Genomic DNA, 20,897 nt, shown 5'->3' on the forward strand with positions numbered 1-20,897 from the left:
ATGGGCTGGTTCAGCAAAGCCTTGAAGGTCGGCCGAATCGCCGAACCCGCGCCGCCCGCGCCGGAGCCGGCGACCAATCCGCCTGCCGGAGTGCGCGGTTCGCTCCAGATCCGCCACGTCGACGCGGGGTCCTGCAACGGGTGCGAGGTGGAGATCTCGGGCGCGTTCGGGCCGGTCTATGACGCCGAGCGGTTCGGTGCCCGCCTGGTGGCGTCGCCGCGGCACGCGGATGCGCTGCTGGTGACCGGCGTCGTGACGCACAACATGGCCGGCCCGTTGCGGGCCACGATCGAGGCCACCCCGTTGCCGCGCCGGGTGATCGCGTGCGGGGACTGCGCCATCAACCGAGGGGTCTTCGCCGGCGCCTACGGCGTGGCGGGCGCGGTCGGCGAGCTGGTGCAGGTGGACATGGAGATCCCGGGCTGCCCGCCGTCGCCGAGCGAGATCGTCGCGGCCCTGCGGGCGGTGACCGGCAAATGACCGCGGCGTTGGCCACCCGCGCGGTGCCCGCCCCAGACGTGTTGCGCCGCAACGCCCCCGCGCCCGTCTGTGCGGGCGCGCTGACCGCGCTGCTGGGTGCCGGCGGGGTGTGGGCCGGCGCGCTGGGAATGTTCGGTCCGGTGCGCGCCGTCCGCATCGGGTGGTTGCTTCCGTTGTCGGGCGTCGAGCTCAGCCTCGATCCGCTGGGCGGATTCTTCATGGCGCTCACGGGAGCCGTCGCAATCGTGGCCGGGCTGTACACGATCGGGTATGCCCGGCGCGAGCAGCTGGGGCCGGTCACCCTGGCGGTGCTTCCGGCGTTTGTCGCGGCGATGCTGCTGGTGCCGGCGGCGGCGTCGGTCACCACCTTCCTGCTGGTGTGGGAGTTGATGGCGGTCGCGTCTCTGGTGTTGGTGCTCGCCCACCACACTCGGCCGGAGGTCCGTTCCGCTGCGTTGGTCTACGCGGTGATGACCCAGTTGGGCTTCGTGGCGATCCTGGTCGGCCTGATGGTGTTGTCGGCTGCCGGCGCGGCGGACCGGTTCGCCGACTTGCACCGGATACCCCAGGGCGCGTGCACCGCGGTGTTCCTGTTGACGCTGGCGGGCTTCGGCTCGAAGGCAGGGCTGGTGCCGCTGCACGCGTGGCTGCCGCGCGCCCACCCGGAGGCGCCGAGCCCGGTGTCGGCGCTGATGAGCGCGGCGATGGTCAACCTCGGCGTCTACGGCATCTGCCGCGTCGATCTGCAACTGCTCGGCCCGGGTCCGCGCTGGTGGGGGCTGACCATGATGGTCGTCGGCGGGTTGTCGGCCCTCTACGGCGTGGTGCAGGCGTCGGTGGCCACCGATCTCAAACGGCTCCTGGCGTATTCGACGACCGAGAACCTCGGGTTGATCACCCTGGCGCTGGGCGGCGCCACGCTGTTCGCGGCCGCGGGCGCGAACGGCCCGGCGACGATCGCGGCGGCCGCCGCCATGCTGCACCTCGTCGCCCACGCGGCGTTCAAGAGCCTCGGATTCCTCGCCGCGGGATCGGTGTTGGCCGCGACCGGGCTGCGCGACCTGGACCGGCTGGGCGGCCTGGCCCGCCGCATGCCGGCGACGACAATCCTGTTCGGGGTGGCCGCGCTGGGGGCATCCGGATTGCCGCTGGGCGCCGGATTCGTCAGCGAGTGGCTGCTGCTGCAGTCGCTGATCCACACGGCGCGAGAGCATTCCGCCGTCCTGGCGTTGACGACGCCGCTGGCGGTGGGCGCGGTGGCGCTCACCACGGGTCTCGGCGTGGCGGCGATGGTCAAGGCGTTCGGGATCGGGTTCTTGGCGCGGCCGCGCTCGGAGCGGGCCGCCCGGGCTCGGGAGTCGCCGCGCACCATGGTGGCCGGGATGGGGATCGCGGCCGCGGCCTGTCTGGTGCTGGCGGTGGCACCCTCGGCCGTCGGGCCCGCGCTGGGCCGGGCGATCGCGGCGCTCCCGGCGGCCCGGACGGTGCAATTCAGCGGTATCGGCGCTGTGGTGCGGCTGCCCGGCCTGCCGGGGTCGATCGCACCCGGGGTGATCGCGGCCGGCGTCGTGCTGGCCGCGCTAATCGCGGCCGTGCTCGCCCGTTGGCGGTCCGGCCGTCGCCCGGCGCCCGCCACACTGCCGCTATGGGCTTGTGGCGCAAACGATCTCACGTCTCGAATGCAGTACACCGCCACGTCGTTCGCCGAGCCGCTGCAAAGAATCTTCGACGACGTGCTGCGCCCCGACACCGACGTCGAAGTCACCCACACCGCCGAGTCGCGTTATCTGGCCGACAAGATCACCTACCGGACCAGAATCGCCGACGCGATCGAGGAACGCTTATATCCGCCGGTGATCCGTGCGGTCGCGGCCGCGGCCGGATTGGTGCGCCGCGCCCACCCGGGCAGCGTGCACCTGTACCTGGCCTACGGCGCGCTCGGTGTGCTGATCGTCCTGGTGGTCGCCCGATGAACGCCCTGTCCTACGCCGCGGGTGCGGCTCAGATCGGCGGCGTGATGGCCGGCGCGCCGCTGGTGGTCGGGCTGACCCGGCAGGTCCGCGCCCGGTGGGAGGGCCGCGTCGGCGGCGGCGTCCTGCAGCCGTGGCGCGACATCGTCAAACAGCTTGGCAAACAACGGATCACCCCACGAGGCACAACGCTGGTGTTCGCGGCCGCACCCGCTATCGTCGCCGGGACCACACTGCTGATCGCCGCGATCGCGCCGCTGGTCGCCACCGGATCGCCACTGGACGCCGGCGCCGACCTGTTCGCCGTGGTCGGACTGCTGTTCGTCGGGACCGTCGCGCTGACCCTGGCCGGCATCGACACCGGCACCTCGTTCGGCGGCATGGGCGCCAGCCGCGAGATCACCATCGCCGCACTCGTCGAACCGACCATCTTGCTGGCGGTCTTCGCCCTGTCCATGCCGGCGGGATCGGCGAATCTCGGTGCGCTGGTGGCGCATACGGTCGCGCATCCCGGGCAGGTGGTGTCGCTGGCCGCGGTGCTGGCCTTCACCGCGCTGGTGATCGTGATCGTCGCCGAGACCGGGCGGCTGCCGGTGGACAACCCGGCCACCCATCTCGAGCTGACGATGGTCCACGAGGCGATGATCCTCGAATACGCCGGTCCGCGGCTGGCCCTGGTCGAGTGGGCGGCCGGGATGCGACTCACCGTGCTGCTGGCGCTGCTGGCAAACCTGTTCGCGCCGTGGGGCATTGCCGGCGGCCGGCCCGGCGCCGTGGACATCGTCGTCGGCCTCGCGGCGGTGACGGTCAAGGTCGCGGTGCTGGCGGGACTGCTGGCCACCGTCGAGGTGTTCGTCGCCAAGCTGCGGCTGTTCCGGGTCCCCGAGTTGCTGGCCGGGTCGTTCCTGTTGGCGTTACTCGCGGTCGTCGCCGCCAACTTCTTCGTGGTGCCGGCATGACGTACGGCACGTTCTCGGTACTGGTCGACCTCGCCGCGGGCGGCCTGCTGCTGGCCGCGGTGCTGATCGTGTGGCGCCGCGACCTGGTCGCCATCATCCGGCTGCTGGCGTGGCAGGGCGCCGCCCTGGCGGCCATCCCGGTGCTGCGCGGGGTGTACGACCACGACCGCGCGCTCGTCGGCGTCGGCGTGGCCGTGCTCATCCTGCGGGTTGCGGTGCTGCCGCGGCTGCTGGCCCGCGCCGGCAGCGCCGAATCGCGGTCGCGCCGGGAAGCCACCCCACTGGTGAACACCGCCACGTCGCTGCTCATCACCGCCGCGCTGACGCTGGCCGCGTTCGCCGCCACCGGACCCCTGGTGAACCTGCAGCCCGCCGCCACGACCACCGCGGTGCCGGCCGCCACCGCGGTGGTGCTCATCGCCCTGCTCGTGATGGTCACCCGGCGGCACGCGGTGTCGCAGGCGGCGGGATTCCTCATGCTGGACAACGGGATCGCCGCCACCGCGTTCCTGCTCACCGCCGGAGTTCCGCTGATCGTCGAACTCGGCGCCTCGCTGGACGTGTTGTTCGCCGTCATCGTGATCGGCGTGCTGACGGGCCGGCTGTCGCACGCCTTCGGCGGTGCCGACCTGGACGCGCTGCAGGAGCTGCACGACTGATGACCGGTTTACTGCTCGCCGCGATCCTCACCCCCGTCGGTGCCTCGGTGGCCGTTCTGGTCGCCGGGTGGCGCCGGGCGACCGCGACGCTGATCGTCGGATCGGCGGTGACGGTGCTGGCGTGCGGCGCGGCGCTCGCGTTCGATGTCGGATCCGGCACGCGGTTGGCGTTGGGCGGGCTGTTGCGGGTCGACGCGCTCACCGCCACGATGCTGATCATCATCGGAATCGTGGCCACACTGGCCACCTGGGCCAGCATCGGCTACCTCGACGCCGAGCTCGCGCACGGCCACACCGATTCGCGCGGGGCCCGGGTGTACGGGGCCCTGACGGCGGGCTTCCTGGCCGCGATGGTTGTCGCCGTGTGCGCCAACAACATCGGCGTGATCTGGATCGCGATCGAGGCCACCACGGTGATCACCGCCTTCCTGGTCGGACACCGCCGCACCCGAAGCGCGCTCGAAGCGACCTGGAAGTACGTCGTGATCTGCTCGGTCGGCATCGCCGTCGCCTTCCTGGGCACGGTGCTGCTCTATTACGCCGCCGAGCATGCCGGCGCGCCGGCCGCCGCCGCCCTGAACCTCGACGTGCTGGCGGCGCACGCCGGCGGGCTCGATCGCGACATTGCCCGGCTGGCGGGCGGATTGCTGCTCATCGGCTACGGTGCCAAGGCCGGGTTGTTCCCGTTCCACACCTGGTTGGCCGACGCCCACAGCCAGGCGCCGGCGCCGGTTTCGGCGCTGATGAGTGGGGTGCTGTTGTCGGTGGCCTTCTCGGTGTTGATTCGCCTCAAGCCGGTCATCGCGGGCGCCACCGGGCCCACGTTCATGCGGTCGGGCCTGCTGGTGATCGGGCTGGCGACGCTGGTAATCGCCGCGCTGATGCTGACGGTGACACCGGACATCAAACGCATGCTGGCCTATTCGTCCATGGAGAACATGGGACTGATCGCAATCGCCGCGGCGGCCGGCACCTCGCTGGCCATCGCCGCGCTGCTGCTGCACGTCCTGGCTCACGGGATAGGCAAGACGGTGCTCTTCCTGGCGAGCGGCCAGCTGCAGGCCGCCCACGACTCGACCAAGATCGCCGACATCACCGCGGTGCTGAGGCGTTCCCGCCTCATCGGTGTGTCACTGGCCGTCGGTGTGGTGGTCCTGCTCGGCCTGCCGCCGTTCGCGATGTTCGCCAGCGAGCTGGCCATCGCCCGTTCCCTCGCCGACGCCCGGCTCACCTGGGCCCTCGCCGCCGGCATGCTGCTGGTCGCGATCGCCTTCGCCGCGCTGGCCCGCAACGCGGGCCGGATCCTGCTGGGCGCCCCGGTCGCCGCGCCACGGATCGCGGTCCCGCGAACGGTGGCGGCCGCCCTGGCCGTCGGCATCGCCGCATCGATCGCCCTCGGTGCCACCGCCGGCCCGCTCACCGACCTGTTCACGATCGCGGCCCGCGAGGTCGGGGGACCGCGATGAGGCCGCAATGGCAGCGTCACCGGCTGTCCCAGGACCGGCTGGCGGATACGGCTGAGGACCTGCTGGGCAGGGGGTTTCGGCTAGGCCTGGTGGCCGCGCACGACGACGGCGCCGCCTTCCGTGTCGTCTACCTGTTCCTGGCCGGGTGGCCGGATCGCCGCGTCGAGCTGGAATGCGTTGTGCCGAAGGATGATCCGGTGGTTCGATCGCTGGCCTACCTGTCGTTCGCCGCCAGCCGCTTCGAGCGGGAAATGGCCGACCTGTACGGAATCCGGTGCGTCGGGCATCCCAAGGCGCGCCGCCTGGTGCGGCACGCCCACTGGCCCGAAGAGTGGTACCCGATGCGCGGCGACGCGCCGCCCGCCCCTGAATTCGATAATGCGGGCCGGTTTCCGTTTGTCACCGTCGAGGGGCCCGGGGTCTACGAAATCCCGGTGGGTCCCGTGCACGCCGGGCTGATCGAACCCGGCCATTTCCGGTTCTCCGTCGCCGGCGAAACCGTGCTGCGGCTCAAGGCCCGACTGTGGTTCGTCCACCGGGGCATGGAGAAGCTTTTTCACGGCCGGCCCGCCGGCGGCGCGGTCGATCTGGCCGAACGCGTCAGCGGCGACACCTCCGTCGGGCACGCGCTCGCCCACTGTCTGGCCGTCGAGGACGCGCTCGGGATGGAACTTCCCGACGAAGTGCACCGGTTGCGGGCGCTCCTGGTCGAACTCGAACGGCTCTACAACCACGCCGCCGACTTGGGGGCACTGGCCAACGACGTCGCTTTTTCGCTCGCGAACGCGCACGCGCAACGCATCCGCGAAGAGTTGTTGCGACTCAACGCCACAGTGACCGGGCATCGGCTGCTGCGCGGCGCCGTCCGCCCGGGCGCCGTCACACTGCGGGCGCTGCCCGATGTCGCCGCGCTGCGGCGGATCGCCGACGACCTCGCCGAGATCGCCGAACTGACGCTCGGCAACACCATGGTGTACGACCGGTTCGCCGGGACCGCCGCCCTGCACCGCGACGACGCGCACGCCCTCGGCTGCCTGGGCTACGTAGCGCGGGCGAGCGGCATGCGCACGGACGCCCGCGTCGAACACCCCACCGTCGCGCTCCCCGTCACCGAGATCGGCGCCGCCGCGGGTGACGTGCTGGCCCGCTACACCGTGCGGCGCGACGAATTCGCCGCGTCCACCGAACTGGCGTGTCACCTGATCGAATCACACTGCGGCCCAATCGAATACGACGTCGAGGCACCGGCGCCGCGGATGCCCCGCAGCGGCATCGGCATCGTCGAGGGCTGGCGCGGGACCATCGTGCACCGCGTCGAGACCGACCCCGCCGCTCGGCTCACCCGCGCGAAGATCGTCGACCCGTCGTGGTTCAACTGGCCGGCGCTGCCGGTTGCGATGGCCGACACGATCGTCCCCGACTTCCCGCTGGCCAACAAGAGCTTCAACCAGTCGTACGCCGGCAATGATCTCTGACGAGCGTTGACCCCCGGCTACGCTTCGCCCAGCAATGCGAAACGGCCGTCGGCCGTCCGGGTCACCAGGCCGTCGGCCAGCAGCGAATCCAGTGCCCGGTCGCGCTGGGTGGTGTCGGTCAGCCACGCCACGTCGAGTTCCGCCCGCGTCACCGGGGAATCGTTGGCGCGCAACACATCCAGCAATCTGCCGCGGACCTGACGGTCGGTTCCGGCGTAGGTCTCCACCCGCCGCGCCGGCCCCTGCGCCGGGGCGTAGCCGGCGTCCCGCCACGCGCACCGGGTGAGCGGGCACAACCCGCACCGCGGCGCCCGCGCCGTGCACACCGTCGCGCCCAGCTCCATCAGTGCCACCGAAAACCGCGGCGCCGCATCGTCGACCGGCAGCAGCGCGTCCACGTCGGCGTGGTCGCGGGTCGCGGACGGGTTCCCGGCATCCGCCCGCCCGTGCACGGCCCGAGCGACGACCCGGCGCACGTTGGTGTCCACCACCGGAACCCGTTGGTGGTAGGCGAAACAGGCGACGGCGCGCGCGGTGTAGCCGCCGATGCCGGGCAGGGTCAGCAGGGTGTCGACCTCGGCCGGGACGACATCGCCGTGCTCGCGCGCGATGACGGTCGCGCATTCGTGCAAGCGCTTCGCCCGCCTCGGGTAACCCAGCTTGCCCCAGGCCCGCAACACGTCGGCCGCGCTGGCCGCCGCGGTCGCCGACGGGGTGGGCCAGCGCGACACCCAGTCCGACCAGATCGGCAGCACCCGCGACACCGGCGTCTGCTGCAGCATGAATTCACTGACCAGGATCTGCCACGCGCTGACGCCGGGCCCCCGCCAAGGCAGGTCGCGACGGGATCGTTCGTACCAGTCGAGCAACTCGTCGGCTGAAATATTTGGCCGCCCGTTTACCAGCGGATGCGGCATGATGTCAGCCATGCCTAACACCAGTCCGGTAACCGCATGGAAAGCACTCAAAGAGGGTAACGAGCGATTCGTCGCCGGGAGGCCCCAGCATCCCAGCCAGAGTGTCGAACACCGGGCCAGCCTGGCCGGTGGGCAGAAGCCGACCGCGGTCGTGTTCGGCTGCGCAGACAGCCGGGTGGCGGCCGAGCTCATCTTCGACCAGGGTCTGGGCGACATGTTCGTGGTGCGCACCGCCGGACAGGCCATCGACTCGGCGGTGCTGGGCTCCATCGAGTTCGCCGTGACGGTCCTCGACGTGCCGCTCATCGTCGTCCTGGGCCACGACAGCTGCGGTGCCGTCAAGGCCGCCCTGGCCGCCATCAACGAAGGGTCGATACCCGGTGGTTTCGTGCGCGACGTGGTGGAGCGGGTCGCGCCCTCGATCCTGATGGGCCGCCGGGACGGGCTGAGCCGCGTCGACGAGTTCGAGGAACGGCATGTGCGGGAAACGATCGCCCAGCTCGTGTCGCGTTCGTCGGCGATCGCCGAGCGGATTGGCGAGGGCACCCTGGCGGTCGCCGGCGCCACCTACCACCTGGCCGACGGGCGGGCGGCGCTGGTCGACCACGTCGGCGACATCGGCGAATAGCGGGGAGTAAACGACTTTCTGGGCCTGTCACTAACACGACGGTCGGCCAGCAAACCCCGCGACACGCCGGGGCGGGTCAGGCAACTCGGCGTGACCTGGGCCTACGCTGCAAACGTGCTGGATCTGGAACCGCGTGGCCCGCTACCCACCGAGATCTATTGGCGGCGCCGTGGCCTGGCCGTGGGCGTCGCGGTCGTCGTCGTCGGGATCGTGGTCGCCGCGGTCATCGCCTTCATGGGACACAACTCGGGCGCCAAGCCCGCCAGTGTCGACAAGCCCAATTCCGCTCAGAGCAAGCCCGGTTCGCCCGCCCCGCAGGCGCCTCCGCCGGCGGCCCCCGGGGAGCAGCCCAACCCGGCTGTGCCGCAGCAGGGGCAGAACCCGGAGATGCCCACCCCCACCGCGGCGGTGCAGCCGCCGCCGGTGCTGAAAGAGGGCGACGACTGCCCCGATTCGACGCTGGCCGTCAAGGGCCTGACCAACGCGCCTCAATACTTCATCGGTGATCAGCCGAAGTTCACCATGGTCGTCACCAACATCGGCCTGGTGTCCTGCAAGCGCGACGTGGGTGCCGCGGTGCTGGCGGCCTACGTGTACTCGCTGGACAACAAGCGGCTGTGGTCCAACCTGGACTGCGCGCCGTCCAACGAGACGCTGATCAAGACCTTCACCCCGGGCGAGCAGGTGACTACCGCGGTGACGTGGACGGGGATGGGGTCGGCGCCGCACTGCCCGCTGCCGCGGCCGGCGATCGGCCCGGGCACCTACAACCTCGTGGTGCAGCTGGGCAACCTGCGTTCGCAGCCGGTTCCGTTCATCATGAACCAGCCGCCCCCGCCGCCGGGCCCGGTGCCAGGGCCGGGGCAGCCGGCCGCCGCGCCGCCGCCCGAGGCGCCGCCCGCCCCGGTTCCCGCGGGCTAACTCAGCGGGTCGGCGATAGTCGACTCCGCGAGCTGCGACAGCCCCTCCCGCACGTGGCGGGCCCACATCGCGCCGATGCCCTCCACCGACTGCAGGTCGCCCGCGCTGGCCGCCAGCAGGCCCTGCAGCGTCCCGAATGACCGGACCAACAGGTCGGAGTGGGCGAACTGCAGCCGCGGAATGCTCGCCAGCGCGCGGTAGCCGCGCGGGCTGACCGCCGAGTCCTGCGCCTCCGCCGTCGTCGGGTAGCCGAAAACCTTTGCCAGGGCGGTGAGTTCGAGCAACTCGGTGTCCGAGAGGGCGTCGAGCTCGTCGAGGGTCGCCGTCATCTGCGCCTTGGACAGCGGCTCGGGGCTGGCGTGATAGTCGCGCACGGTCAGCTCCCGCGCGATGTCGTTGCCACCCAGCAGCTCGTCGAGCTGCAGCCGCAGCTGGCGCCCGTCGGTGCCCAGCTCGACGACGTCGTCGTCGATCACCAGGCCGATGCGCCGGACCAGCTCGAGCCGCTGCACCACGGTCATCACGTCGCGCAGCGTGACGAAGTCCTCGATCTCGGCGAGCGACAGTTGCCTGCTGACCTCATCGAGCCTGGTCTTGTACCGCTCCAGGGTCGCGATCGCCTGGTTGGCCCGCGACAGGATGGTCGCCGAATCGGCCACCACGTGGCGTTCCCCGCCCACGTAGACGGTCACGATGTTCATCGAGTGGCTCACCGAGATCACCGGGTAACCGGTCTGGATCGCCGCCCGTTCCGCCGAGCGGTGCCGCGTCCCCGATTCGTCGGTGGGTATCGACGGGTCCGGCACCAGCTGCACGTTGGCGCGCACGATGCGGCTGCCGTCGGTGGACAGCACGACGGCGCCGTCCATCTTCGCCAGCTCCCGCAGCCGGGTCGGCGCGTAGCGGACGTCCAGCGCGAAGCCGCCGTCACAGATGGCCTCGACGTTCTCGTCGTTGCCGAGGACGATCAGCGCGCCGGTACGGCCACGCAGGATGCGTTCCAGGCCGTCGCGCAGCCCGGTCCCCGGGGCCAGGCGGGCGACGGTCTCACGCAGTGTCGGACGGGTCACAGCGTGTCATTGTGCGGCCCGACCGCGTTATGCGTCCAGCCGCTGCGCGGCTCGGCGATGGCTTTCATGTGTTGCAGCGCCGCGACAATGGTCGGGGCGCGCAGCGCCCGCATGCCGGCAGGCACTATCTCGCGTCGAGGGTCGTCGCCGTCCGGGATGAGCGCGATGCTGAATCCCTGGCGCGCGGCCTCGCCCAGCCGCCGCTCCATGCCGCTGACCCGCCTCAGGTCGCCCGCCAGCCCCACCTCGCCGATCATCACCGCCGTCGTCGGCAACGGCAGTCCGGAGTAGGCCGAGGCCAGCGCGATCGCGACCGCCAGGTCCGACGAGGGATCGGTCAACCGCATGCCCCCGACGGTGGACAGGTAGATGTCGCTGGCGCCGACGGCCAGCCTGCCGTGTTTCTCCAGCACGGCGCTGATCATCGCGGCGCGCGAGTGGTCGATGCCGCTGACGGCGCGGCGCGGCGAGCCGCCCCCCGGTGTCGCCAGCAGCGCCTGCACCTCCCCGATGAGCGGCCGCTTGCCGTCCAGCGTCACGGTTATCGCGGTCCCGGCGACCGGCGCGGGCCGCTGGTCCAGGAAAAGGTTCGACGGGTCGGACACGTCCTCGATCCCGTTGTCGTGCAGCATGAAACAGCCCACCTCGTCGGCGGCGCCGAACCGGTTCTTGATCCCGCGCACCATCCGCAGCGAACCGTTGCGGTCGCCCTCGAAGTGCAGCACCACGTCGACCAGGTGCTCCAGGGAGCGGGGGCCGGCGATGGCCCCGTCCTTGGTGACGTGGCCGACCAGGATCAGCGCGATTCCGTTGGCCTTCGCGGCCGCGGTCAGCGCCGCGGTGACCGCACGCACCTGCGTGACACCGCCCGCCACGCCGTCGGCCTCCGTCGTGGACATGGTCTGCACCGAGTCCACGATCACCAGCGCGGGCCGCACCGTCGCGATGTGATCCAGCACCGTGTGCACGTCCGATTCGGCGGCCAGATAGACCTCCTCGGCGCCGCAGCCCATCCGGTCCGCCCGAAGCCGGATCTGGCCGGCGGACTCCTCACCCGAGATGTACAGCGCACGCCGGCCCGACAGCGCCCAGCGGTGGGCCACCTTGAGCAGCAGCGTCGACTTGCCCACGCCGGGATCGCCCGCCAGCAGCGTGACCGAACCGGGCACCACCCCGCCGCCGAGCACCCGGTCGAGCTCTGCGACGCCCGTCGAGCGGTGCCGGCTGGCGTTCGGTTCGACCGAGGTGATCGGGACCGCACGCGAGGCCGAAGCCGACGCGATCCCCGTGCGCCGGCCGCCGACCGCGGCCAGCACCGGCACCTCGTCGACGGTGCCCCAGGTGCCGCACTCCAGGCAGCGGCCCACCCACTTGGCGGTGACGTGCTGGCATTCGGAACAGCGGTATTGGGAGCGCGGATTAGCCACGCCATGACGGTATCGAGGCGGTACGACAAAACCCCGCTATGACAGGCGGCTGCGCCCGCCTAGCTTTGCTGCGGCGGGGCCAGCCCGGCCGAAACCGGAACCAGCACGGTGGCCTGACCGGCCTTCTCGAAAGTGAAGGTGAAGTTGTACAGCAGGCCGTTGCTGATCGGCTTGGCGAGCATCACGGTCGCCTTGGCCGAGTTGTTCGAGCCCATGGGCCCCGGCGGCACCTTCTGGCCCTCCGGCGTACCGATCAGCAGCATCCCGCCGGCGGGCAGCCGGCCGTCTCCGCTCACGGCCACCGCCCCGACGTCGCTGGTGATGCTGACCAGCCTGTCCGGCGTGTCGGGCGACTGGTTGATCGCAACCAGCAACAGGTCCACCGCCCGCCCCGGCTGGATGGAGTCGCCGGTCTGCGAGGCCTGCATGCGGATGTCGCGCAGCGCCACGTTTTTGATCGTGACCTTGTTGCCGTTGATCGCGGGTTCCTGGACGGCCATCTGCGAGACCTGGCCGGCCCCGCAACCGCTGAGCAGGACGGCGACCACCGCGACGAGGCCGACGAGCGCGGCCCGGAGGGTCGGCGCGGGCAGGCGGAGGGGGAGGCTCATCTCGAAGCGGTTCACTCAATGCCTCCTGCTGGGCCGGTTCGACTGATGCAACTATGCACAGTAGTAGGAAGGTTTCGCGGGCGGTAGCGCGGGGCGCGAGACCAGCCCTGGAGCCGTTCCGTGTGCTCGCGTGGGCCCGCGTGGGGGCCGGTCTCGGGGCCGGGTGAGCGCATTGGTAATGTGCGTCACTGCACGTTCTGCTCCCCGTGTCAACCCCTAATCTGCGCGTGTTGTGCCCCTGACCTGCATCGTTGCTCCTCGCGCGATTGGGCGGCCGTGTTAGACTGAAGTAACGAAAGGGGCTCGAATCAGATGATCTTCAAGGTCGGCGACACCGTTGTTTACCCACATCACGGTGCTGCGTTAGTCGAGGCGATTGAAACCCGCACCATCAAAGGGGAACAAAAGGAATATCTCGTCTTGAAGGTGGCGCAGGGAGACCTGACCGTTCGAGTTCCCGCGGACAACGCCGAGTACGTCGGCGTCCGCGACGTCGTCGGCCAGGAAGGCCTCGACAAGGTGTTCCAGGTGTTGCGGGCTCCGCACACCGAAGAGCCGACCAACTGGTCGCGCCGCTACAAGGCCAACCTGGAAAAGCTGGCCTCCGGCGATGTGAACAAGGTGGCCGAGGTGGTGCGCGACCTGTGGCGTCGCGACCAGGAACGCGGTCTGTCCGCCGGCGAGAAGCGCATGCTGGCCAAGGCGCGTCAGATCCTGGTCGGTGAATTGGCCCTCGCCGAAAGCACGGACGACGCCAAGGCGGAAACCATTCTCGACGAGGTTCTGGCCGCCGCTTCCTGAAGGCTCTGACGCTTCGGTGGTCACGGGGACGGTCTCCTCGGGCGCGGTCGTCGCAGTCGTCCCGGCCGCAGGTTCGGGTGAGCGATTGGGCGCCGGCATCCCGAAGGCATTCTGTGAGGTCGACGGGCGCTCCCTGCTGGACCGGTCCGTCGGCGGTTTGCTCGAATCCGGAGTCGTCGACCACGTCGTGGTGGCGGTGCCGGAGGCGCGGGTCGATGAGGCCAAGCGGGCACTGGGCGAGCGGGCGACCGTCGTCGCCGGGGGAGCCGACCGAACCACGTCGGTGAGCCTTGCGCTGGCGGCCCTCGCCGGTGCACCCGACTTCGTCCTGGTGCACGACGCCGCCCGCGCCCTGACACCCCCCGAGCTGATCGTGCGCGTGGTGGACGCGCTGCGGGCCGGGCACGCCGCCGTCGTGCCGGCGCTGCCGCTGCATGACACCATCAAGGCCGTGGACGCCAACGGGGTGGTCCTGGGCACGCCCGAGCGGGCCGGCCTGCGCGCCGTGCAGACGCCGCAAGGCTTCGCGCGCGACCTGCTGTTGCGGGCCTACCAGCGGGCCGGCACCGCCGATTTCACCGACGACGCGTCGCTGGTCGAGCACGTCGGCGGCCAGGTCCAGGTGGTCGAGGGCGACCCACTGGCGTTCAAGATCACCACCCAGCTCGACCTGTTACTGGCCGAAGCGGTCGTACGCCGGTGAGCGAGCTCCTGCCCCGGGTCGGGCTGGGCGTCGACGTTCACCCGGTCGAACCGGGGCGGCCGTGCTGGCTGGTCGGCCTGCTGTTCCCCGGCGCCGACGGGTGCGCCGGTCACTCCGACGGCGACGTGGGGGCGCACGCGCTGTGCGACGCCCTGTTGTCGGCCGCGGGGCTGGGCGACATCGGCGCGGTGTTCGGGGTCGACGCCCCGCGCTGGAAGGGCGTCAGCGGCGCCGACATGCTGCGCCACGTCGTCGGCCTGGTGGCGGGTGACGGCTTTCGGGTCGGGAACGCCGCGGTGCAGTTGGTCGGCAACGAGCCGAGGGTCGGCCCGCGCCGGGCCGAGGCGCAACGCGTGCTCTCGGAGTTGCTGGGCGCTCCGGTGTCCGTGTCGGCGACGACGACCGACGGGCTGGGGCTGACCGGTCGCGGCGAGGGCCGCGCCGCCATCGCCACCGCATTGGTGATCCCCGTCGGCTAAGGCCCGCGCAGCGCCGGGCAACTCGGAACCACCCGGTAAGCTGGCACGTCGTGACCGATCGCGCCCGCTTGCGGCTACACGACACCGCAGCCGGTACCGTGCGTGATTTCGTCCCGCTGCGCGAGGGCCACGTCTCCATCTACCTGTGCGGCGCCACGGTTCAGGGCCTGCCGCACATCGGCCATGTCCGCAGCGGCGTGGCCTTCGACATTCTGCGCCGCTGGCTGATGGCCCGCGGCTGCGACGTCGCGTTCATCCGCAACGTCACCGACATCGACGACAAGATCCTCAACAAGGCTGCCGCGGCGGACCGGCCGTGGTGGGAGTGGGCGGCCACCTACGAGCGCGCGTTCAGCGCCGCCTACGACGCCCTGGACGTCCTGCCGCCGTCGGCGGAGCCGCGCGCCACCGGCCACATCACCCAGATGGTCGAATTGATGGACCGCCTGATCGAAACCGGCCACGCCTACCCCGCGGGGGGCGACGTCTACTTCGACGTGCTCAGCTATCCGGAGTACGGCCAGCTGTCCGGGCACAAGATCGACGACGTCCACCAGGGCGAGGGCGTGGCCACCTGCAAGCGTGATCAGCGAGACTTCACGCTGTGGAAGGCCGCCAAGCCCGGCGAGCCGTCGTGGCCGACGCCCTGGGGGCGCGGGCGGCCGGGCTGGCACCTGGAGTGCTCGGCGATGGCGCGGACCTATCTGGGGCCGGAGTTCGACATCCATTGCGGCGGGATGGACCTCGTCTTCCCGCACCACGAGAACGAGATCGCGCAGAGCCGTGCCGCCGGTGACGGATTCGCCCGGTACTGGCTGCACAACGGCTGGGTCACCATGGGCGGCGAGAAGATGAGCAAGTCGCTGGGCAACGTCCTGGCCATACCGGCGTTGTTGCAGCGGGTACGGCCGGCGGAGCTGCGCTACTACCTGGGCAGCGCCCACTACCGTTCGATGCTGGAATTCTCCGACACCGCCCTGCAGGACGCGGTGAAAGCCTATGTGGGCGTTGAGGAATTCCTGCACCGGGTCCGCGTCCGGGTCGGTGCCGTCACGCCCGGCGATCCGACCCCGCGGTTCGCCGAGGCGCTCGACGACGACTTGGCGGTCCCGGCCGCGCTGGCCGAGGTGCACCTCGCCCGGGCCGAGGGCAACCGGGCCCTCGACACCGGTGATCATGAGGGCGCGCTGCAGCATGCCCGCGCGATCCGCGCCATGATGGGCATCCTGGGCTGCGACCCGCTCGACGAACGGTGGGAAACCCGCGACGAGACGTCGGCCGCGCTGGCGGCCGTCGAGGTGCTCGTGCGGGCCGAGCTGCAGAACCGGGAAAAGGCTCGCGAGCAACGCAATTGGGCGCTCGCTGACGAGATCAGGGACCGGCTGAAGCTCGCCGGCATCGAGGTCACCGACACCGCCGACGGGCCGCAGTGGTCACTGCAGGCCCCCGAAGAGAAGCGCGGTAAGTAGATGGCCGGCAACTCGAAGCGCCGCGGGGCAGTACGCAAGGCGGGCACCAAGAAGGGGGCGACCGTGGGTTCGGGCGGCCAGCGCCGCCGCGCGCTGGAGGGGCGCGGTCCCACGCCGCCGGCGCACCTGCGTCCCAGCCATCCCGCCGCCAAGCGCGCCCAGTCGCAGCCACGCCGGCCCGCCAAGCGGACCACCGACGAGACGGAGACCGTGCTCGGCCGCAACCCCGTGCTGGAATGCCTGCGTGCCGGTGTCCCCGCGACCGCGTTGTACGTGGCCCTGGGCATCGAGGCCGACGAGCGGGTCACCGAATGCGTTGCCCGCGCGGCGGATTCGGGCATCTCCATCCTCGAGGTGCCGCGTGCCGACCTGGACCGGATGACCGCCAACCACCTGCATCAGGGCATCGCGTTGCAGGTGCCGCCGTACAACTACGCCCATCCCGACGATCTGCTGGCGACGGCGATGAGCTCGCCGCCCGCGCTGTTGGTGGCGTTGGACAACATCTCCGATCCCCGCAACCTGGGTGCGATCGTGCGTTCGGTCGCGGCGTTCGGCGGCCACGGTGTGCTGATCCCGCAGCGACGGTCGGCGTCGGTGACGGCGGTGGCCTGGCGCACCAGCGCCGGCGCCGCGGCCCGCATCCCGGTCGCGAGGGCCACCAATCTCACCCGGACCCTGAAGGATTGGGCCGACCGCGGGATCCGGGTGATCGGCCTGGACGCCGACGGCGACACGGTGGTCGACGACGTGGACGGCGCCGACCCGCTGGTGGTGGTCGTCGGGTCCGAAGGCAAGGGGCTGTCGCGTCTGGTGCGGCAGAACTGCGACGAGGTGGTGTCCATCCCGATGGCCGGGCACGCCGAATCGCTGAACGCCTCGGTGGCCGCCGGGGTGGTGCTCGCCGAGATCGCCCGCCAACGCAGGGTTTGACTCCGGTGCGCCGCCGGCTCGCGCGCCTGGGCGCCGTGCTGCTGACGCTGGCGCTGATCGTGCCGCAGCCGGCGGCGCCGGCGCAACCACCCGGCTTCGACCTGCAGGCGCATCGCGGCGGACGCGGGGAGACCACCGAGGAGTCGTTGCGGGCGTTCGCGAAATCAATCGAATTGGGTGTCAGCACACTGGAACTCGACATCAACATCACCAGAGACGGGCAACCGCTGGTCTGGCACGATCCGACGATCGACGCCGATAAATGCTCGGACACGGGACCCGCGTTCGCCGGTGACCCGCAGTATCCCTACGTCGGCAAGCTCGTGCACGAGCTCACCCTGGCACAGGTCCGCACGCTCGACTGCGGGCGGCGGCTGGCGGAGTTCCCCGATGCCGAGGTGGTGCGGGGCAACAAGATAGCCATCCTGTCGGAGGTGTTCGCCCTCGCCGATTCTTACCGCGCCGCCGTGCGCTACAACATCGAGACGAAAGTGGCGGCCGACCACCCCGGCACGTCGGCAGATCCTCAGCAGTTCGTCGACGTGATACTGGCGGCGGTCAGGTCGGCCGGCAAGGTCGGCCGGGTGGAGATACAGAGCTTCGACTGGCGCACCCTGCCGTTGGTTCACCGGGACGAGCCGTCAATTCCGTTGGTGGCGTTGTACAACCAGGAAACCTGGGCGCCGGATTCGCCATGGCTGGCCGGGGAGAACGCCACGGCCATCGGCGACCCGATGATCGGGGCGAAGCTGGTGGGCGCCGACATCGTCTCGCCCGACTACCGGCTCGTCACCGGCAAACCCGACGTTGACCGCGCGCATGCGCTGGGGCTGCAGGTGATCCCGTGGACCGTCAACGACGCGGCCGGCATGCACGAACAGATCGCCGACGGGGTCGACGGACTGATCACCGACTTCCCGACGCTGCTGCGCGGCGTGCTGGCCGAACTCGGGATGCCGCTGCCGCCGGCCTACCACCGCGGTTAGCCGCCGAGCAGGCGCGCCGACGCCCACAGCGCGACCACCGCGACCACCAGGGACACGGGCACCGTGCACAGCCCGAGCCGGGTGTATTCCCCGACGCCGGCATCGACGTCGTGCTGGCGAAGCACGCGCCGCCACAACAGGTTCGACAGCGAACCGACGTAGGTCAGGTTCGGTCCGATGTTCACCCCGAGCAGGACGGCCAGGATGGCGACCGGTCCGCTCGGGGCGACCAGCGGCAGCAGCACCAGGGTGGCGGGCAGGTTGTTCACGACGTTGGCCAGCGCGGCGGCCACCGCAGCGATGGCCAGCAGCGCGGGCAGCGTCGAACCGGACGGCAGCACCGCCGACATCGCCCTGTCCATGCCGTTGACCATGACCGCCCGCACCACGACACCGAGCGCCAGCACGAACACCAGGAACGACACGTGCGCCGAGCGCGCGATGTCCACCACCGAGGTGTGCCCACGGTTCAGGCTGCGCACGGCCAGCGCGGCGGCGCCGGCGAGCGCCACCCAGGCCGGGGCCACCCCGACGGACTGGGCCACCGCGAACCCGGCCAGCGTCAGCCCGACGACCACCAACACGAACACCGGCGGCCGTTGCGCCTGCCCGTCGTCCTCGGGTTCGGGCTGCACACGCAGGTCGCCCGCGAAGAACCAGCGGAATATCGCGTACAGCGTGACCACCGCGCCCAGCCACGGCAAGGCCATCAACAGGGTGAACCGCGTGAACGACAGGCCGGCGGTGTGGAACGCCAGCAAGTTCGTCAGGTTCGACACCGGCAGCAGCAGGGAGGCGCCGTTGGCCAGGTGCGCGGTGGCATAGGCGTACGGGCGCACCGGTGTCTTCAGCCGGCGGACGGCGGCCAGCACCACCGGCGTCAGCAAGACCACCGCGGTGTCCAGGCTCAGCACGGCGGTGATCAGGGAGGCGATGACGAACACCCGCAACAGCAGGCCGCCCGACCCGACGCGGCCGCGCGCGATCGCGGCCCCCGCGGCCTCGAACAGGCCCTCGTCGTCGCACAGCTTGGCCAGCACCAGCACCGCGCCCAAAAACCCGACCACCCCCGACAAGCCGGCCACCTCGTCGACCGCCTGGCGCACCGATATGGCGCCGACCGCGACCAGGACGAGCGCCGCGGGAACGGCCGCCACCGCTTCCGGCAGGCCCTTCGGACGCACCACCGCGAACGCCAGGACGGCAGCGAGCAGCGCCAGCGCAAGTGTCAGGGTCAATGTCTTAAGGCCGCTTCACGCCCAGGGGTCCTCGCGCCGCCACACCGTCGGCAGGTGCAGCGCGACACCGTCCTGGGTGGCCAGCTCGTCGAGGATGCGGATGGACACATCCAGGTCGTCGCCCGCATAGGGCAACGCCCGCAGCGGTTTCGACAGGGGCCGGAAGAAGTCGTCCCAGTGAATGAGGATCACCCGGCGCGCCCCCACCGCCCGCACGGTCTCGGTCCAGTAGTCGATCAGGTAGGACCGCGGCCGCAGCCCGAGCTGCCCGACGGACAGGTAGACCGCGTCGGCGCGGTGGCCGGCCAGCGCGCCCTCGACGAAACCGGCGCTGCCCTGGATCAGCAGGCGCCGGCCCGACGGCCGGTGGTGCACCAGCGCCGACCAGGCCTCACCGCAGCGGTAGGCGGCGGCCTTGACCGGCGGGGTCACCGGCGCGTCGATCGTGCCGGGGAACCGGTCCGGCGGGCAGTGATGGGACTCCACCAGCGTCACGTCATAGGCGCCCAACGCGATCGGCTCGCCGCCGACGGCGACAACGAGTCGGTCCTCGGGCAGCCCGTGTCCGCGCCCGACGTTGGCCGCCGAGCGGCCGCCGACCAGCCGCGCGCCGGTGCGCTCGGCCACCAGCGCCGAATCCAGCACATGGTCGATGTGGGTGTGCACCGGGATCACGGCCTCCAGCCGGGACACCTTGGCCCGCGCCAGGCAACCGTCCACGCGGGCCGGCGACGGCGCCACCGTGCCGGCCGCCACCCGGGCCAGGCCGGGCCGGGAGAAGTAGCCGTCGGTCAGCAGCGCCGACGAACCGTCGTCGATGAGCAGCGTCGCCACGCCCATCCACATCACCGACAGGGACCCCGGTTCGGCGGCGGGCGCGTCGAACCGATCCGTATACCGCCCGATGTCGGGCCGGCCGAGTTTGAGCCGCATCAGCCGAACGCCCCGATCTCGACACCGGCGGCCGTAAGCCCATCGCGCACGGCGGTGGCGATCTGCACCGCGCCGGGCGAATCACCATGCACGCAAACCGATTCCACGTCGACCGCGATGGGCGTGCCGTCGGCGGCGGTGACCCGGCCCGAGGTCACCATGCCCACCACGCGCTCGGCGATCGCCGCCGGGTCGTGCAGGACCGCGCCGGGTTCGCGGCGGGACACCAACTGGCCGTCCGCCCGGTAGGCGCGATCGGCGAAGGCCTCGGCCACCGTGCGCAGGCCGCGGCGCGCGGCCTCCCCGAAAAACGCCGAGCCCGCCAGGCCCAGCACCGGCAGCGCCGGGTCCACCATCCGCACCGCGTCGGCGACCGCGGCAGCCTGTTCGCGGTGGGTCACGATCGTGTTGTACAGCGCGCCATGTGGTTTGACATAGGACACCGCGGAACCCGACGCGCGCGCGATCGCCTGCAGCGCGCCGATCTGATACACCACGTCGGCGGCGAGGTCGTCGGCGTCGACGTCGATGAAGCGCCTGCCGAACCCGGCCAGGTCGCGATAGCTCACCTGCGCCCCGATCCGTACACCGCGCTCGGCGGCCGACCGGCAGACCCGCAACAGGCCGGCGGGATCCCCGGCATGGAATCCGCACGCCACGTTGGCGCTGGTGACGATCCGCAGCATGGCGTCGTCATCGCCGAGGCGCCAGACGCCGAATCCCTCGCCCAGGTCGGCGTTGAGGTCGATGCGGGCCACCCGCCCAGCTTATG

21 protein-coding genes are annotated in these 20,897 nt (G+C 71.2%); 14 read left to right on the top strand and 7 right to left on the bottom strand.

Annotated features, from left to right (window positions below; translation table 11 throughout):
- The 6 genes from C1737_RS21855 to C1737_RS21880 are packed head-to-tail and all read left to right on the top strand — an operon-like array spanning position 1 to position 7,009.
- The gene (locus C1737_RS21855) at positions 1-480 is read left to right on the top strand and encodes an NADH-quinone oxidoreductase subunit B family protein (RefSeq protein WP_102419444.1); all 480 of its coding nucleotides are present in this window, start codon (positions 1-3) and stop codon (positions 478-480) included.
- Positions 477-2,453 carry a proton-conducting transporter membrane subunit gene (locus C1737_RS21860; RefSeq protein ID WP_102419445.1) on the top strand — a complete coding sequence of 659 codons (1,977 nt, stop codon included), beginning with the start codon at positions 477-479 and terminating at the stop codon, positions 2,451-2,453. Before C1737_RS21855 ends, C1737_RS21860 begins: the two co-directional genes overlap by 4 nt.
- 5 nt (positions 2,454-2,458) lie before the next feature.
- Positions 2,459-3,409 (top strand): respiratory chain complex I subunit 1 family protein, encoded by a 951-nt coding sequence (locus tag C1737_RS21865; RefSeq protein WP_102420070.1) that lies wholly within the window; start codon positions 2,459-2,461, stop codon positions 3,407-3,409.
- Positions 3,406-4,068 (top strand): hypothetical protein, encoded by a 663-nt coding sequence (locus C1737_RS21870; RefSeq protein ID WP_067923044.1) that lies wholly within the window; start codon positions 3,406-3,408, stop codon positions 4,066-4,068. Before C1737_RS21865 ends, C1737_RS21870 begins: the two co-directional genes overlap by 4 nt.
- Entirely contained in the window at positions 4,068-5,534 is a 1,467-nt protein-coding gene (locus C1737_RS21875; RefSeq protein ID WP_102419446.1) for a proton-conducting transporter membrane subunit, read from the top strand. The genes C1737_RS21870 and C1737_RS21875 overlap by 1 nt, the downstream gene beginning before the upstream one ends.
- Positions 5,531-7,009 (top strand): NADH-quinone oxidoreductase subunit C, encoded by a 1,479-nt coding sequence (locus C1737_RS21880; RefSeq protein ID WP_102419447.1) that lies wholly within the window; start codon positions 5,531-5,533, stop codon positions 7,007-7,009. The genes C1737_RS21875 and C1737_RS21880 overlap by 4 nt, the downstream gene beginning before the upstream one ends.
- Positions 7,010-7,026: 17 nt before the next feature.
- On the opposite strand, the gene C1737_RS21885 is transcribed toward C1737_RS21880, so the two are convergent.
- Positions 7,027-7,938 carry an A/G-specific adenine glycosylase gene (locus C1737_RS21885; protein WP_102419448.1) on the bottom strand — a complete coding sequence of 304 codons (912 nt, stop codon included), beginning with the start codon at positions 7,936-7,938 and terminating at the stop codon, positions 7,027-7,029.
- On the opposite strand from C1737_RS21885, the gene C1737_RS21890 reads away from it, so the two are divergent.
- Positions 7,937-8,554, top strand: a complete 618-nt coding sequence (locus tag C1737_RS21890; protein ID WP_067923066.1) for a carbonic anhydrase — start codon at positions 7,937-7,939, stop codon at positions 8,552-8,554. The two genes, C1737_RS21885 and C1737_RS21890, sit on opposite strands and share 2 nt — an antisense overlap.
- A 114-nt stretch (positions 8,555-8,668) precedes the next feature.
- Positions 8,669-9,475 carry a hypothetical protein gene (locus tag C1737_RS21895; protein WP_102420071.1) on the top strand — a complete coding sequence of 269 codons (807 nt, stop codon included), beginning with the start codon at positions 8,669-8,671 and terminating at the stop codon, positions 9,473-9,475.
- Here C1737_RS21895 and disA read toward each other — a convergent pair.
- The 3 genes from disA to C1737_RS21910 are packed head-to-tail and all read right to left on the bottom strand — an operon-like array spanning position 9,472 to position 12,598.
- On the bottom strand, positions 9,472-10,545 hold the full coding sequence (gene disA, locus C1737_RS21900; RefSeq protein WP_007166542.1) for a DNA integrity scanning diadenylate cyclase DisA: 1,074 nt from the start codon (positions 10,543-10,545) through the stop codon (positions 9,472-9,474). The genes C1737_RS21895 and disA overlap by 4 nt on opposite strands.
- Positions 10,542-11,972 (bottom strand): DNA repair protein RadA, encoded by a 1,431-nt coding sequence (gene radA / locus C1737_RS21905; RefSeq protein ID WP_068098043.1) that lies wholly within the window; start codon positions 11,970-11,972, stop codon positions 10,542-10,544. The genes disA and radA overlap by 4 nt, the downstream gene beginning before the upstream one ends.
- A gap of 59 nt (positions 11,973-12,031) precedes the next feature.
- Positions 12,032-12,598 (bottom strand): hypothetical protein, encoded by a 567-nt coding sequence (locus C1737_RS21910; protein ID WP_067920749.1) that lies wholly within the window; start codon positions 12,596-12,598, stop codon positions 12,032-12,034.
- A 297-nt stretch (positions 12,599-12,895) separates the two neighbouring features.
- Here C1737_RS21910 and carD point away from each other — a divergent pair, with 297 nt between their 5' ends.
- Genes carD through C1737_RS21940 form a run of 6 tightly spaced genes read left to right on the top strand, consistent with a single transcriptional unit; the run spans position 12,896 to position 17,954 of the window.
- Positions 12,896-13,384, top strand: a complete 489-nt coding sequence (gene carD / locus C1737_RS21915; RefSeq protein WP_007166539.1) for an RNA polymerase-binding transcription factor CarD — start codon at positions 12,896-12,898, stop codon at positions 13,382-13,384.
- A gap of 16 nt (positions 13,385-13,400) precedes the next feature.
- Positions 13,401-14,087 (top strand): 2-C-methyl-D-erythritol 4-phosphate cytidylyltransferase, encoded by a 687-nt coding sequence (gene ispD / locus C1737_RS21920; protein WP_102419449.1) that lies wholly within the window; start codon positions 13,401-13,403, stop codon positions 14,085-14,087.
- An 8-nt stretch (positions 14,088-14,095) separates the two neighbouring features.
- Entirely contained in the window at positions 14,096-14,566 is a 471-nt protein-coding gene (gene ispF / locus C1737_RS21925; protein ID WP_369804504.1) for a 2-C-methyl-D-erythritol 2,4-cyclodiphosphate synthase, read from the top strand.
- 50 nt (positions 14,567-14,616) lie between these two features.
- The gene (cysS, locus tag C1737_RS21930) at positions 14,617-16,035 is read left to right on the top strand and encodes a cysteine--tRNA ligase (RefSeq protein ID WP_068098044.1); all 1,419 of its coding nucleotides are present in this window, start codon (positions 14,617-14,619) and stop codon (positions 16,033-16,035) included.
- Positions 16,036-16,968 carry a 23S rRNA (guanosine(2251)-2'-O)-methyltransferase RlmB gene (gene rlmB, locus C1737_RS21935; protein WP_067920741.1) on the top strand — a complete coding sequence of 311 codons (933 nt, stop codon included), beginning with the start codon at positions 16,036-16,038 and terminating at the stop codon, positions 16,966-16,968.
- Complete coding sequence (locus tag C1737_RS21940) at positions 16,965-17,954, top strand: glycerophosphodiester phosphodiesterase (RefSeq protein WP_199182908.1); 990 nt, start codon at positions 16,965-16,967, stop codon at positions 17,952-17,954. Before rlmB ends, C1737_RS21940 begins: the two co-directional genes overlap by 4 nt.
- Here the strand turns inward: C1737_RS21940 and C1737_RS21945 are convergent.
- From C1737_RS21945 to C1737_RS21955, 3 genes are read right to left on the bottom strand one after another with little or no spacing between them, the layout of a single operon-like run.
- Entirely contained in the window at positions 17,951-19,192 is a 1,242-nt protein-coding gene (locus C1737_RS21945; protein WP_067920737.1) for an SLC13 family permease, read from the bottom strand. The two genes, C1737_RS21940 and C1737_RS21945, sit on opposite strands and share 4 nt — an antisense overlap.
- Positions 19,193-19,207: 15 nt before the next feature.
- Positions 19,208-20,125, bottom strand: a complete 918-nt coding sequence (locus C1737_RS21950) for an MBL fold metallo-hydrolase (protein ID WP_199182910.1) — start codon at positions 20,123-20,125, stop codon at positions 19,208-19,210.
- A complete protein-coding gene (locus tag C1737_RS21955; protein WP_068098047.1) occupies positions 20,125-20,883 on the bottom strand; it encodes a LamB/YcsF family protein in 759 nt (252 codons plus the stop codon). Before C1737_RS21955 ends, C1737_RS21950 begins: the two co-directional genes overlap by 1 nt.
- Positions 20,884-20,897: the final 14 nt, after the last annotated feature.

The organism is Mycobacterium sp. 4858 (genome assembly GCF_900240975.1).
Classification (GTDB): Bacteria; Actinomycetota; Actinomycetes; order Mycobacteriales; family Mycobacteriaceae; genus Mycobacterium.